The organism is Bacillus cereus group sp. N8, assembly GCF_016483685.1.
Lineage (GTDB): Bacteria > Bacillota > Bacilli > Bacillales > Bacillaceae_G > Bacillus_A > Bacillus_A proteolyticus.
Genome location: NZ_JAEHBK010000001.1, coordinates 629,449 through 642,954 on the forward strand (window position 1 = coordinate 629,449; position 13,506 = coordinate 642,954).

Sequence of the window (13,506 nt, forward strand, 5' to 3'; positions counted from 1 at the left end):
AATGATTATATACTACTGTTAGTACCTAGTCATAAAAATGGATGGTGCGGTATGAAAAAAAGAAGAAGTAAAAAAGAAAGACAAGAATTATTACAACAAACAATAGAAGCGAATCCTTTTATAACGGATGAAGATTTAGCGGAAAAATTTCAAGTGAGCATACAAACTGTTCGCCTTGATCGTATGGAATTATCTATTCCTGAATTAAGAGAACGAATTAAGCATGTGGCCACAAAACAACATGAAGAAGATGTGAAATCTTTACCGTTAGAAGAGGTTGTCGGAGAAATTATCGATATAGAATTAGATAGACATGCGATTTCTATCTTTGAAGTGAAGGTAGAACATGTATTTAAAAGGAATCAAATTGCTCGTGGGCATCATTTGTTTGCACAAGCAAACTCACTAGCTGTTGCAGTTATTGATGAAGAATTAGCTTTAACTGCAAAGTCTACCATTCGATACATTCGTCCTGTAAAATTAGGAGAGCGTGTTGTTGCAAAAGCACGTGTTGAAGATGTAGAGAATGATAAAGGACGGACGGTTGTCAAAGTGCGTAGCTTTGTTGGAGAAGAACTTGTTTTTACAGGCACTTTTGAAATGTATCGATCTAGTAATTATAGTGAGGAAGGTAACAACTTATGAAAATCGCAATAGATGCAATGGGCGGCGATCATGCTCCAAAGGCTGTAGTGTTAGGGGCAATGAAAGCTATTAAGGAATATTCAGATTTACATATTACGTTAGTAGGGAAAGAAGAGGGAATTCGTCAATACTTAACGAGTGAAGAGCGAATTACTATACTTCATACAGACGAAAAAATTGAATCGACAGATGAACCAGTAAGAGCGGTTCGTCGAAAAAAACAAGCTTCAATGGTACTAGCAGCAGAGCAAGTAAAGAACGGCGTAGCGGATGCTTGTATATCAGCAGGAAGTACAGGAGCTTTAATGGCAGCAGGATTATTTGTTGTTGGTCGTATGGAAGGAATTGAACGACCAGCTTTATCACCTACAATGCCAACTGTTGATGGAGAAGGTTTTGTGATGTTAGATGTTGGAGCAAACGTTGATGCAAAACCAATTCATTTATATCAATATGCAGTAATGGGCTCTGTTTATGCAGAGAAGGTAAGAGGAATTGAAAATCCTCGCGTTGGACTTTTAAACGTTGGAACAGAGGACGGTAAAGGAAACGAGCTTTCAAAACAGGTCTTTGCTATGCTCAAGGATGCACCAATTAATTTTGTTGGAAACGTTGAATCAAGAGACTTATTGCAAGGTGTAGCAGATGTTGTTGTATGTGACGGTTTTACAGGTAACGTAGCTCTAAAATCATTAGAAGGAACAGCGCTTGCATTATTCTCTATGTTAAAAGAGCAATTAATGAGTTCGTTTACGAGCAAATTAGCAGCAGCGGTATTAAAACCAAAACTTATGGTATTAAAAGATAAAATGGATTATTCGGAGTATGGAGGAGCGGCATTATTTGGGTTAAAAGCTCCTGTCATTAAGGCTCACGGTTCTTCAAATGACCAATCGATATTTAGTGCGATTCGTCAAACAAGAGAAATGGTAGCGAAAGAAGTAATTCCTACAATTTCAAGTGTAATGGAGAAAGAGCCGCTTCAATAAGAGGAGGATTTGAAATGGGAAAACTAGCATTTCTTTTTCCGGGCCAAGGTTCACAGGCAGTTGGAATGGGTAGACAGTTAGCGGAGAATAATAACGAGGTTGCGAAAGTGTTTGCGAAAGCGGATGAAGTTCTGCAAGATTCACTTTCAGAAGTGATTTTTGAAGGGCCACAGGAAAAGCTTACATTAACGACAAATGCGCAGCCGGCATTATTAACGACGAGTTATGCAATTTTGACAGCTTTGAAGGAGTACGATATTACACCTGATTTCGTAGCAGGACATAGTTTAGGTGAATATAGCGCTCTTGTGGCAGCGGATGCATTAACTTTCGAAGATGCTGTATATGCTGTAAGGAAACGCGGGGAATATATGGAAGAAGCCGTTCCGGGTGGGGAAGGTGCAATGGCAGCTATTTTAGGTGCTGATCCGGAAATGCTGAAACAAGTTACAGAAGAAGTAACAAGTGAAGGACATGCGGTGCAAATTGCTAATATGAATAGCACGAAGCAAATTGTTATTTCTGGAACAAATCAAGGAGTAGAACTTGCTTCTCAAAGAGCGAAAGAAAATGGTGCTAAAAGAGCAATTCCTCTTAAAGTAAGTGGACCGTTTCATTCCTCACTTATGAAGCCAGCTGCTGAGAGATTCCAAAGTGTTTTAAATGAAATTACAATTCAAGACACGAATATTCCTGTTATTGCAAATGTTACAGCGGACGTTATTACACGTGGTACAGATATTAAAGAAAAGCTGATTGAACAGCTCTATTCGCCTGTATTATGGTATCCATCCATTGAGTATATGGTGAATCAAGGGGTAGATACATTTATTGAAATCGGCCCTGGAAAAGTACTTGCTGGTCTTATGAAGTCGATTGACTCTTCTGTGAAAGCATATGCGATATATGACGAAGAGACATTAAAAGATACCATTTCGAATTTGAGAGGAGAAAACTGATGTTAAAAGGGAAAGTAGCATTAGTAACTGGCGCTTCACGTGGAATTGGTCGTGCGATTGCGATTGATTTAGCAAAACAAGGGGCGAATGTTGTAGTAAATTATGCTGGTAATGAGCAAAAGGCGAATGAAGTAGTCGATGAAATAAAGAAATTAGGTTCAGATGCTATTGCGGTAAGAGCAGATGTTGCAAATGCTGAAGATGTTACGAATATGGTGAAACAAACTGTAGATACGTTTGGACAAGTAGATATTCTTGTAAATAACGCTGGTGTAACAAAAGATAATTTATTAATGCGTATGAAAGAAGAAGAATGGGATACAGTTATTAATACAAACTTAAAAGGTGTTTTCTTATGTACGAAGGCAGTATCTCGTTATATGATGCGTCAACGTCATGGACGTATTATTAATATTGCTTCTGTTGTCGGAGTAACAGGAAACCCAGGACAAGCAAACTATGTTGCTGCTAAAGCTGGTGTAATTGGATTAACAAAAACATCAGCAAAAGAATTAGCGAGCCGAAATATTACTGTAAATGCAATTGCTCCAGGGTTTATTGCGACTGATATGACGGATGTATTAGATGAAAATATAAAAGCCGAAATGTTAAAGTTAATTCCTACAGCTCAGTTTGGTGAAGCGCAAGATATCGCAAATACTGTAACGTTTTTTGCTGCTGATCAAAGCAAATATATTACAGGACAAACGTTAAATGTTGATGGCGGAATGGTAATGTAATAAAAGAATCGATTTCACCTAGTTTTTTTGGACAATATTTTATATAATATTTGAGGGGAGGTGAATGGAATGGCAGACGTTTTAGAGCGTGTAACAAAAATCATCGTTGATCGTTTAGGTGTAGAAGAAACTGAAGTAGTACCAGCTGCGAGCTTTAAAGAAGATTTAGGCGCAGACTCCCTAGATGTAGTAGAACTTGTAATGCAATTGGAAGATGAATTCGAAATGGAAATTTCTGATGAAGATGCTGAAAAGATTGCTACTGTTGGCGATGCTGTGACTTACATAGAGAGTCATCTATAATGCTTAAGTGAAGTCCCGTTTTTTAGCGGGGCTTCTCGGCTTATATCTGGAGGGACCTATGCCGTACCGAAAACATAGAGAAAAAAAATACGAAACAAAATATCGTGAAGCGTTTAAAGTATTTCAAGAAGAGATAGGAATTACGTTTTCAGATGAAAAATTATTGATTCAAGCATTTACGCATTCATCGTATGTGAATGAGCATCGAAAAAAACCGCATGAGGACAATGAGCGTCTTGAATTTCTTGGTGATGCTGTATTGGAACTCACTGTATCACAGTATCTGTTTCAAAAATATCCGACAATGAGCGAAGGAGAGTTAACAAAACTACGTGCAGCTATTGTATGTGAGCCATCTCTTGTTCGTTTTGCAAATGAATTGTCATTTGGTAGCCTTGTTTTATTAGGGAAAGGTGAGGAAATGACGGGTGGACGTGAACGACCAGCTTTATTAGCGGATGTCTTTGAAGCGTTTATTGGTGCCCTTTATCTTGATCAAGGGCTTGAAACAGTTTGGGGATTCTTAAAAGAAGTTGTATATCCGAAAATTAATGAAGGTGCTTTTTCTCATGTGATGGATTATAAGAGTCAATTGCAAGAATTGATTCAGCGTGATGGTAGTGGCAATATTGAGTATCAAATTTTGCAAGAAAAAGGACCGGCCCATAACCGAGAATTTGTGTCACGTGTAACTTTAAATAATGAGGCATTAGGTCTTGGAAGTGGTAAGTCAAAAAAAGAGGCAGAGCAACAAGCTGCTGCAGAAGCATTGAAAAAATTAAAAGAACAATCATGAGGAATCCCCCTTTGAATGAGGGGGATTCCTTATGCATAGAATGAAACTTTCCTTTTGTTTATAAATAAAAGGAGTGGGAAATCCGTATAGTAGCTTGTTTTCGTACAGACAATGTTTACGACAACGGAGAATAGGAGGAAGGCCTTTCGTGTTTTTAAAAAGATTAGAAATAGCAGGATTTAAATCTTTTGCTGAGCGTGTATCTGTCGATTTTGTTCCAGGTGTAACTTCTGTAGTAGGACCTAACGGGAGCGGGAAAAGTAATATTACTGATGCGATTCGCTGGGTACTTGGTGAACAATCTGCAAAGTCATTACGCGGTGCAAAAATGGAGGATATTATTTTTGCGGGTAGTGATACGAGAAGAGCGGTTAATATTGCTGAAGTAACATTAACTTTAAATAATGAAGACCAACGATTACCGATTGAATATAACGAGGTGTGTGTAACACGTCGTGTATCTCGTTCGGGTGATAGTGATTTTTATATTAATAAACAATCTTGTAGACTGAAAGATATTATTGATTTATTCATGGACTCTGGTATGGGAAGAGAAGCTTTTTCAATTATTAGCCAGGGGAAAGTCGAAGAGATTTTAAGTAGTAAATCAGAAGAACGTCGTGGTGTATTTGAAGAGGCTGCTGGTGTGCTGAAATATAAACTTCGTAAAAAGAAAGCCGAAGGGAAATTAGCAGAAACACAAGAAAACTTAAATCGTGTGCAAGATATTATACATGAATTGAGTAGTCAAGTAGAACCACTAGAAAGACAAGCTTCTATAGCGAAAGATTTTCTTGAGAAAAAAGAAGAATTAGAAAAAGTAGAAGCGGCGCTTATTGTACATGAAATTGAAGAATTACATGAAAAGTGGGAAGCGCTTCGAAATCAATTTGGGCATAATAAAGATGAAGAAGTTAAGATGTCGACGAATTTACAAAAAAGTGAAGAAGAGCTTGAGGAATTACGTGGACAATTACAAGCGGTTGATGAATCTGTAAACTCCTTACAAGAAGTTCTTCTTCTTTCTAGTAAAGAGCTAGAAAAACTAGAAGGGCAGCGTGAGTTGTTAAAGGAAAGAAAGCAAAATGCGACGACGCATTGTGCGCAGCTTGAAAAGTTGATTGTTGAATTGGTAGAGAAAGCTCAAAGTTATGATGGTGAAATTGAAACAAGTACCAAAGCGTTAATGCAATTTGTGAATCAAGTAAAAGAGTTGGAGAAGAAATTGCATGATAATGAGCAACTACTTGCAACTTTTGCCGTGAATCTAGAGGAACAGATTGAGAATTTAAAAGGTGATTATATTGAACTTTTAAATCAACAAGCAAGTCTGCGTAATGAATTATCTATGATTGAAGAACAATCTAAACAGCAAAATTCTAAAAATGAACGCCTTGATGAAGAAAATGAAAAATATGTACAGATGCGTATGGAAATTACAGCGAAAAAAGCGAAACTTGTAGAAAGTCATGAGCAAGTGAAGGAGAAAGTAGCTGGCATTATTTCTAACATACAGAAGACAGAAACGGCACTTGGGAAATGTAAGTCTCAGTATAGTGAAAATGAAACGAAACTGTATCAAGCGTATCAATTTGTGCAACAGGCGCGTTCTCGAAAAGAAATGCTAGAAGAAATGCAAGAGGACTATTCTGGTTTCTATCAAGGGGTACGTGAAGTATTAAAGGCTAGAGAAAATAGATTGCAAGGTATCGAGGGAGCTGTTGCAGAACTTCTGACTGTGCCGAAAGAATATGAAATTGCGATGGAAATCGCCCTTGGGGCAGCGATGCAACATATCGTAGTACAAACAGAAGAACATGCTCGTAATGCAATTGCATTTTTAAAGCAAAATAAACATGGTCGTGCAACGTTTTTACCTCAAGCTGTTATTAAAAGTAGATCGTTATCATTTGAACAATTACGCATTGTGAATCAACACCCAGCATTTGTCGGTGTAGCGGCAGAACTTGTGCAGTACAACAATAAATATGAGAATGTAGTTTCAAGCCTATTAGGTACTGTTGTTGTTGCGAAAGATTTACGCGGTGCAAATGAATTGGCGAAACAATTACAATATCGCTATCGTATTGTAACACTTGAAGGTGACGTAGTGAATCCTGGTGGTTCTATGACTGGTGGGGCTGTAAAACAGGCGAAATCTTCATTATTAGGGCGCCAGCGTGAACTTGAAGAATGGACTAAAAAGCTAGCTGATATGGAAGAAAAAACAACGAAGCTAGAAAACTTTGTTAAAGCAGTAAAGCAAGAGATTCAAGAAAAAGAAGTGAAAATACGCGAACTGCGCCAAGGTGTAGAAACTGAGCGTGTAGATGAACAGAAATTAAGAGAAGAAATTAATCGATTAGAATTAGAAGAGCATCGAATTAATGATCGTTTATCTATATACGATTTAGAGATAGAAGGATTTTTACAAGATCAAGTGAAAATGCAAGGGCGTAAAGGAGAGTTAGAAAAGATTTTAGCAACTCTTCAAGCAGAAATCTCGGAATTAGATGGCAAAATCGTCGCATTAACGAAACAAAAAAGTGAGCAACATTCTTCAAAAGAGAAAGTTCAGAAGGAAATGACTGAGCTAAAAGTACAAGCAGCTGAACAACAACAACGTTTATCTAATCAAAAAGAAAAAGTTGAACGATTAACGAAGGAAAAAGAAGAGACTGATACGACGCTTGTAAAAACGAAAGAAGATTTAGCGTTCTTAAAACAAGAGATGACGTCTAATTCAAGTGGCGAAGACCAAATTACGAATATGATAGAGAAGAAAGCGTATGATCGTAATCAAACTTCGGATTTAATTCGTTCGCGTCGTGAACAACGCGTATCATTGCAAGAGAGAGTGGAGCATTTAGAACGCGGTGTGAAAGAAACAATAGGTAAACATAAATATATTCTTGAGATGTTGAAAGATCAAGAAGTGAAAATTAACCGACTTGATGTAGAGTTGGAAAATAGATTGCAACATTTACGTGAAACATATACTATTTCATTTGAAGCAGCAAAACTGAAGTATACAATGACGATGCCAGCAGAAGATGCGCGTAAAAAGGTGAAATTAATTAAACTATCCATTGAAGAGTTAGGCGCAGTAAACTTAGGGGCAATTGATGAATACGAACGTGTAGCAGAACGTCATACATTCTTACTAGAGCAAAGAGATGACCTGGAAGAAGCGAAATCGACGTTACATCAACTTATTACGGAAATGGATGAAGAGATGAAAAAACGCTTTTCTACTACATTCGAAGGAATTCGAACGGAGTTTCAATCTGTATTCTCTGAATTATTCGGAGGCGGAAGAGCGGATTTAGTAATGACAAATCCAGAAGATTTATTAAATACTGGTATTGATATTGTAGCGCAACCACCAGGGAAGAAACTACAAAACTTAGGTTTACTTTCAGGTGGAGAGCGTGCTTTGACGGCAATTGCGCTCTTATTTGGTATTTTAAAAGTACGCCCAGTCCCATTCTGTGTGCTAGATGAAGTAGAAGCGGCTCTTGATGAGGCTAATGTTGCTCGTTTTGCGCAGTATTTAAAGAAATTTAGTGATGAAACGCAGTTTATTGTAATTACACACCGAAAAGGTACAATGGAAGAGTCTGATGTATTGTACGGTGTAACAATGCAAGAATCAGGGGTATCTAAGCTTGTTTCTGTTCGTTTAGGTGATGGCGAAGAACTTGTAGCAAGTAAATAGGAAGGATGGGAAGTATGAGCTTTTTTAAAAAATTAAAAGAAAAAATTTCAAAACAAACAGATACAGTAACAGAGAAGTTTAAACAAGGATTGGAAAAAACAAGAAATTCATTTGCTGATAAAGTAAATGATTTAGTGTATCGTTACCGTAAAATAGACGAAGATTTCTTTGAGGAATTAGAAGAAATTTTAATTAGTGCAGATGTTGGAGTCTCGACAGTAATGGAATTAATTGATCAGTTGAAAGAAGAAGTGCAACGTCGTAACATTCAAGATCCAAAAGAAGTACAGGCTGTGATTTCTGAGAAGTTAGTGGGAATTTACAAAGGTGATAGCGACTTTAGTAATGAAGTTAATATACAAGAGGATCAATTAACAGTTGTTTTATTTGTTGGTGTTAATGGTGTAGGAAAAACGACGACAATTGGTAAGCTCGCACATAAATTTAAATCGGAAGGTAAGTCTGTCCTATTGGCGGCAGGAGATACATTCCGTGCTGGAGCGATTGAACAATTAGAAGTATGGGGCGATCGTGTTGGTGTAGAAGTAATTAAACAAGGATCAGGGTCTGACCCGGCGGCTGTTATGTACGATGCTGTACAGGCAGCGAAGGCCCGTAAAGTGGATGTATTGCTATGTGATACAGCAGGGCGCCTGCAAAATAAAGTCAACTTAATGAAAGAGTTAGAGAAAGTGAAGCGTGTAATTGAGCGTGAAGTACCAGGAGCTCCTCATGAAGTATTACTTGTTATTGATGCAACAACAGGACAAAATGGTTTAAGTCAAGCGAAAACATTCCGTGAAGCAACGAATGTTACTGGTATTGTTTTAACGAAGTTAGATGGAACGGCTAAAGGTGGTATCGTATTAGCAATTCGTAACGAAATGGATGTACCGGTGAAGTTTGTTGGATTAGGAGAGCAAATGGATGATCTGCAGCAATTTGATCCAGAACAATATGTGTATGGCTTATTCGCGAACTTGGTAGAAACTGAAGAAGTGTAAGAAAAAAACTTGACACTCTTTTATACTCCATGTAAACTAATTCATGTAAAGGGAAATCACTTAACAAAGGATGATCCAACATGCTCGAAAAAACAACGAGAATGAACTATTTATTTGATTTTTATCAATCGTTGTTAACGCAAAAACAAAGAAGTTATATGTCGCTTTATTATCTAGATGATTTATCTCTTGGTGAAATTGCGGAAGAATTTGATGTAAGCCGCCAAGCCGTGTATGATAACATTAAACGGACTGAAGCGATGCTTGAAGAATATGAAGATAAATTAGTATTACTTCAAAAGTTTCAAGAGCGACAGCGACTTGTTGCAAAGCTAAAACAGCTAATCAGCGAAGAAGAGCATGTGAATGAAGAAATGAAACAAGTTGTTGAAGCTATCGAAAAATTAGATTAGGAGGGCGGCAATATGGCATTTGAAGGATTAGCCGACCGACTTCAACAGACAATGCAAAAAATCCGCGGCAAAGGAAAAGTTTCTGAAGCCGATGTGAAAGAAATGATGAGAGAAGTTCGTCTAGCTCTTTTAGAAGCAGATGTTAACTTTAAAGTAGTAAAAGATTTTATAAAGCGTGTGTCTGAGCGTGCTGTCGGACAAGATGTAATGAAAAGTTTGACACCTGGACAACAAGTAATTAAAATCGTACAGGAAGAACTTACAGAACTTATGGGCGGAGAGCAAAGCAAAATTGCTGTTGCTAATAAGCCACCGACTGTTATTATGATGGTTGGTCTGCAAGGTGCGGGTAAAACAACGACAACAGGTAAGCTTGCGAATTTACTTCGTAAAAAGTATAATCGTAAACCGATGCTTGTTGCAGCAGATATTTACCGTCCAGCAGCGATTAAACAGCTTGAAACATTAGGGAAGCAATTGGACATGCCTGTTTTCTCTTTAGGAGATCAAGTAAGTCCAGTTGAAATTGCGAAACAAGCGATTGCAAAAGCAAAAGAAGATCATCATGATTATGTTTTAATTGATACAGCGGGTCGCCTGCATATTGATGAAGAACTAATGGATGAACTAGCGAAAGTGAAAGAAGTTGCGAAACCGGATGAAATTTTCCTTGTTGTCGATGCGATGACAGGACAAGACGCGGTAAATGTAGCACAAAGTTTCCATGAACAGTTAGGTTTAACAGGTGTTGTATTAACGAAATTAGATGGTGACACGCGCGGTGGTGCGGCATTATCTATTAAGGCTGTAACAAACACACCAATTAAATTTGCTGGTATGGGTGAAAAGCTAGATGCGATTGAAGCGTTCCATCCAGAGCGTATGGCATCCCGTATTTTAGGGATGGGCGACGTCTTAACATTAATTGAAAAAGCGCAAGCTACAGTTGATGAAGAGAAAGCAAAAGAACTTGAGCAAAAAATGCGTACGCTTTCGTTTACACTTGACGATTTCCTAGAACAACTTGGACAAGTGCGTCAACTTGGACCGCTTGACGAATTGTTAGGAATGCTTCCTGGTGCAAATAAAATTAAAGGGCTGAAAAATGCACAAGTTGATGAAAAACAAATTGGGCATATTGAGGCAATTATTCGTTCTATGACTAAATTAGAACGAGAACAACCGGAAATAATTAACGCTAGTCGAAAAAAACGCATTGCCAAAGGTAGCGGTACAACCGTACAAGAAATCAATCGTCTAATCAAGCAATTCGATGATATGAAGAAAATGATGAAAACGATGACTGGTATGCAAAAAGGTAAGAAAAAAGGACTAGGTGGAATGAAGTTTCCATTCATGTAAGGAAAAAAGATGGCTCTGTTAAGAAAAAATACTTTACAAAGCAATAGTCTTTTTGCTAATATAATTATCTGTGTGAAATAAATTCGGAGGTGCTTTATAAATGGCAGTTAAAATTCGTTTAAAACGTATGGGAGCTAAAAAAACTCCTTTCTATCGTGTAGTTGTTGCAGATTCTCGTTCTCCTCGTGACGGACGTTTCATTGAGGAAATCGGTACTTACAATCCGGTTGCTCAACCAGCTGAAGTTAAGATCAACGAAGAAGCAGCATTAAAATGGTTAGGAAACGGTGCTAAACCGTCTGATACAGTTCGTAACTTATTCTCTAACCAAGGTATCATGGAGAAATTCCACTTATCTAAACAAGGTAAGTAATTGAGGCAATGACTATGAAGAAGTTAGTCGAGACGATTGTCAAGCCTCTTGTCGATCATCCTGAAGATGTAAAAGTTACACAGGAACTTTGCAACGGAGAGATAAAGTATCGATTAACTGTACATCCTGAGGATGCTGGAAAAGTCATTGGAAAGCAAGGGAAGGTTGCGAAAGCAATTCGAATGCTCTTGTATTCAGTGGGACATCATAATGATGAAAAAGTAACACTGGAAATTCAATAAACGTAAAAAGGGCGAGGAGTTAATTCCTCTCCCTTTTTTAACATTTAAAGAGAAGTTGCATGTTCCATATGTGAAATGGAGATGCTTAATTTATATAGAAACCAGGGGTGACATACTATTTATGACAAAATGGTTTAACGTAGGGAAAATTGTAAATACTCATGGCGTAAGAGGAGAAATTCGTGTAATTTCTCGTACTGATTTTCCAGAAGAGCGATATAAAGTAGGAAACACGTTATACATATGTAATGAGAAAGACACAGACTATCTTCCAGTGAAGGTAACTTCTCATCGTCAACATAAGACATTTGATTTATTAACACTTGAAGGATACAACAATGTAGATGAAGTAGAGAAGTTGAAAGGTTCTTTAATAAAAGTACCAGAAGAGCAGTTAGGCGAACTAGCTGAAGGTGAATACTACTATCATGAAATTATTGGTTGTAGTGTTGTAACGGAAGAAGGAGAAGCGTTAGGAACGATCAAAGAGATCTTATCTCCTGGTGCGAATGATGTATGGGTGATTAAACGTCCAAAAGGTCAAGATCTTTTAATTCCTTATATTGATGACGTTGTGCTTCAAGTTAATATTGAGAATAAATTAGTAACCATTCATGTAATGGAAGGATTGCTATAATGAAGATTGACATTTTAACATTGTTTCCAGATATGTTTACAGGTGTGTTTGGGTCTTCAATTTTAAAGAAAGCACAAGAAAAAGAAGCGGTAGAGCTTCGTGTTGTCAATTTCCGTGATTATACAACTAGTAAGCATAATAGTGTAGATGATTATCCGTATGGTGGGGGCGCTGGGATGGTATTAACCCCTCAGCCTATCTTTGATGCGGTGGAAGAGTTAACGAAGGAAACAGACCGTAAACCGAGAATCGTCTTAATGTGTCCACAAGGAGAGCGTTTTACGCAGAGGAAGGCAGAAGAGCTTGCTGAAGAAGAGCATGTTATTTTTGTATGTGGCCATTATGAAGGGTACGATGAACGAGTTCGTGAACATCTTGTAACAGATGAGATTTCTATTGGTGATTACGTATTGACGGGTGGAGAACTAGCCTCAATGGTGATTACTGATAGTGTTGTACGTCTCCTGCCAGGAGTACTAGGGAATCAAACGTCACAAGTGGAAGATTCTTTTAGCACAGGTTTGTTAGAACACCCACATTATACACGTCCTGCTGATTTTCGTGGTATGAAGGTACCGGATGTATTAATGTCAGGAAATCATAAAAACATTGATGAATGGCGCCATAAAGAATCCTTGCGTCGTACGTATACGCGTAGACCAGATTTACTAGAAGAGCGAGAATTATCTAAGCAGGAAGAGAAATGGCTGGAGCAAATTAAAAAAGACCAATAAGGGCTTGATATATTTTCTGTTGCAACAGTCCTAGCAATATGCTATTATAACATTTGTGCTACTGAAATCAGTAGCCGTATTAACGATGTTCCGCTGTAATTTATTAAGACTTTATAAGAGCATCTGTTTAAAGGAGAGAATTTAATATGCAACAATTAATCGCAGAAATTACAAAAGGCCAATTAAAAACTGACCTTCCTTCATTCCGTCCTGGAGACACTTTACGTGTACACGTAAAAGTAGTTGAGGGAACTCGTGAAAGAATTCAGCTTTTCGAAGGTGTTGTAATCAAACGTCGTGGTGGCGGAATCAGTGAAACATTCACAGTTCGTAAGATTTCTTACGGCGTAGGTGTTGAGCGTACATTCCCAGTTCACACGCCAAGAATCGCGAACATCGAAGTACTTCGCCGTGGTAAAGTACGTCGTGCTAAGTTATACTACTTACGTAACCTTCGCGGTAAAAAAGCACGTATTAAAGAAATTCGATAAGACATGTATGGGAGCTTGTAAATGCGCAAGCTCCCTTTTTCCAATCTATATAAAATTTTGATATAATACGAGCAGCTTACATAACTGTGGAGGGGAAATG

General features: G+C 37.8%; 15 protein-coding genes. All 15 read left to right on the top strand.

Annotation, left to right across the window (positions count from 1 at the left end):
- The first annotated feature begins 51 nt into the window (after window positions 1-51).
- On the top strand, window positions 52-645 hold the full coding sequence (fapR, locus tag JDS80_RS03400) for a transcription factor FapR (protein WP_071746801.1): 594 nt from the start codon (window positions 52-54) through the stop codon (window positions 643-645).
- A complete protein-coding gene (gene plsX, locus JDS80_RS03405) occupies window positions 642-1,634 on the top strand; it encodes a phosphate acyltransferase PlsX (RefSeq protein ID WP_071746800.1) in 993 nt (330 codons plus the stop codon). The genes fapR and plsX overlap by 4 nt, the downstream gene beginning before the upstream one ends.
- A gap of 14 nt (window positions 1,635-1,648) precedes the next feature.
- Window positions 1,649-2,593: an ACP S-malonyltransferase gene (gene fabD / locus JDS80_RS03410; protein WP_199637090.1), complete on the top strand. Its 945-nt coding sequence runs from the start codon at window positions 1,649-1,651 to the stop codon at window positions 2,591-2,593.
- Window positions 2,593-3,333, top strand: coding sequence for a 3-oxoacyl-[acyl-carrier-protein] reductase (gene fabG, locus JDS80_RS03415; protein WP_071746798.1), 741 nt, complete (start codon window positions 2,593-2,595; stop codon window positions 3,331-3,333). Before fabD ends, fabG begins: the two co-directional genes overlap by 1 nt.
- Before the next feature lie 69 nt (window positions 3,334-3,402).
- A complete protein-coding gene (acpP, locus tag JDS80_RS03420) occupies window positions 3,403-3,636 on the top strand; it encodes an acyl carrier protein (RefSeq protein ID WP_000786062.1) in 234 nt (77 codons plus the stop codon).
- Window positions 3,637-3,694: 58 nt separating this feature from the next.
- Window positions 3,695-4,432 (top strand): ribonuclease III, encoded by a 738-nt coding sequence (gene rncS, locus JDS80_RS03425; protein ID WP_071746797.1) that lies wholly within the window; start codon window positions 3,695-3,697, stop codon window positions 4,430-4,432.
- A gap of 148 nt (window positions 4,433-4,580) precedes the next feature.
- The gene (gene smc / locus JDS80_RS03430) at window positions 4,581-8,150 is read left to right on the top strand and encodes a chromosome segregation protein SMC (protein WP_199637092.1); all 3,570 of its coding nucleotides are present in this window, start codon (window positions 4,581-4,583) and stop codon (window positions 8,148-8,150) included.
- Between the two features lie 14 nt (window positions 8,151-8,164).
- Window positions 8,165-9,154 carry a signal recognition particle-docking protein FtsY gene (ftsY, locus tag JDS80_RS03435; protein ID WP_000007653.1) on the top strand — a complete coding sequence of 330 codons (990 nt, stop codon included), beginning with the start codon at window positions 8,165-8,167 and terminating at the stop codon, window positions 9,152-9,154.
- An 80-nt stretch (window positions 9,155-9,234) separates the two neighbouring features.
- Entirely contained in the window at window positions 9,235-9,567 is a 333-nt protein-coding gene (locus JDS80_RS03440) for a putative DNA-binding protein (protein ID WP_000891061.1), read from the top strand.
- Window positions 9,568-9,579: 12 nt separating this feature from the next.
- On the top strand, window positions 9,580-10,929 hold the full coding sequence (ffh, locus tag JDS80_RS03445; RefSeq protein ID WP_071746795.1) for a signal recognition particle protein: 1,350 nt from the start codon (window positions 9,580-9,582) through the stop codon (window positions 10,927-10,929).
- Between the two features lie 100 nt (window positions 10,930-11,029).
- Window positions 11,030-11,302 (top strand): 30S ribosomal protein S16, encoded by a 273-nt coding sequence (gene rpsP / locus JDS80_RS03450; protein WP_000268750.1) that lies wholly within the window; start codon window positions 11,030-11,032, stop codon window positions 11,300-11,302.
- Window positions 11,303-11,316: 14 nt separating this feature from the next.
- Window positions 11,317-11,544, top strand: a complete 228-nt coding sequence (locus JDS80_RS03455) for a KH domain-containing protein (RefSeq protein ID WP_199637094.1) — start codon at window positions 11,317-11,319, stop codon at window positions 11,542-11,544.
- Window positions 11,545-11,665: 121 nt separating this feature from the next.
- Complete coding sequence (gene rimM, locus JDS80_RS03460; RefSeq protein WP_071746794.1) at window positions 11,666-12,181, top strand: ribosome maturation factor RimM; 516 nt, start codon at window positions 11,666-11,668, stop codon at window positions 12,179-12,181.
- Window positions 12,181-12,915, top strand: a complete 735-nt coding sequence (gene trmD / locus JDS80_RS03465; protein ID WP_071746793.1) for a tRNA (guanosine(37)-N1)-methyltransferase TrmD — start codon at window positions 12,181-12,183, stop codon at window positions 12,913-12,915. Before rimM ends, trmD begins: the two co-directional genes overlap by 1 nt.
- A 146-nt stretch (window positions 12,916-13,061) precedes the next feature.
- On the top strand, window positions 13,062-13,406 hold the full coding sequence (gene rplS, locus JDS80_RS03470) for a 50S ribosomal protein L19 (RefSeq protein ID WP_001186517.1): 345 nt from the start codon (window positions 13,062-13,064) through the stop codon (window positions 13,404-13,406).
- The last annotated feature ends 100 nt before the right edge of the window (window positions 13,407-13,506 follow it).

Bases quoted from the DNA above. Each gene is read 5' to 3' on its own strand.
- fapR (WP_071746801.1), top strand. From the start codon at position 52: ATGAAAAAAAGAAGAAGTAAAAAAGAAAGACAAGAATTATTACAACAA.
- plsX (WP_071746800.1), top strand. From the start codon at position 642: ATGAAAATCGCAATAGATGCAATGGGCGGCGATCATGCTCCAAAGGCT.
- fabD (WP_199637090.1), top strand. From the start codon at position 1,649: ATGGGAAAACTAGCATTTCTTTTTCCGGGCCAAGGTTCACAGGCAGTT.
- fabG (WP_071746798.1), top strand. From the start codon at position 2,593: ATGTTAAAAGGGAAAGTAGCATTAGTAACTGGCGCTTCACGTGGAATT.
- acpP (WP_000786062.1), top strand. From the start codon at position 3,403: ATGGCAGACGTTTTAGAGCGTGTAACAAAAATCATCGTTGATCGTTTA.
- rncS (WP_071746797.1), top strand. From the start codon at position 3,695: ATGCCGTACCGAAAACATAGAGAAAAAAAATACGAAACAAAATATCGT.
- ftsY (WP_000007653.1), top strand. From the start codon at position 8,165: ATGAGCTTTTTTAAAAAATTAAAAGAAAAAATTTCAAAACAAACAGAT.
- JDS80_RS03440 (WP_000891061.1), top strand. From the start codon at position 9,235: ATGCTCGAAAAAACAACGAGAATGAACTATTTATTTGATTTTTATCAA.
- ffh (WP_071746795.1), top strand. From the start codon at position 9,580: ATGGCATTTGAAGGATTAGCCGACCGACTTCAACAGACAATGCAAAAA.
- rpsP (WP_000268750.1), top strand. From the start codon at position 11,030: ATGGCAGTTAAAATTCGTTTAAAACGTATGGGAGCTAAAAAAACTCCT.
- JDS80_RS03455 (WP_199637094.1), top strand. From the start codon at position 11,317: ATGAAGAAGTTAGTCGAGACGATTGTCAAGCCTCTTGTCGATCATCCT.
- rimM (WP_071746794.1), top strand. From the start codon at position 11,666: ATGACAAAATGGTTTAACGTAGGGAAAATTGTAAATACTCATGGCGTA.
- trmD (WP_071746793.1), top strand. From the start codon at position 12,181: ATGAAGATTGACATTTTAACATTGTTTCCAGATATGTTTACAGGTGTG.
- rplS (WP_001186517.1), top strand. From the start codon at position 13,062: ATGCAACAATTAATCGCAGAAATTACAAAAGGCCAATTAAAAACTGAC.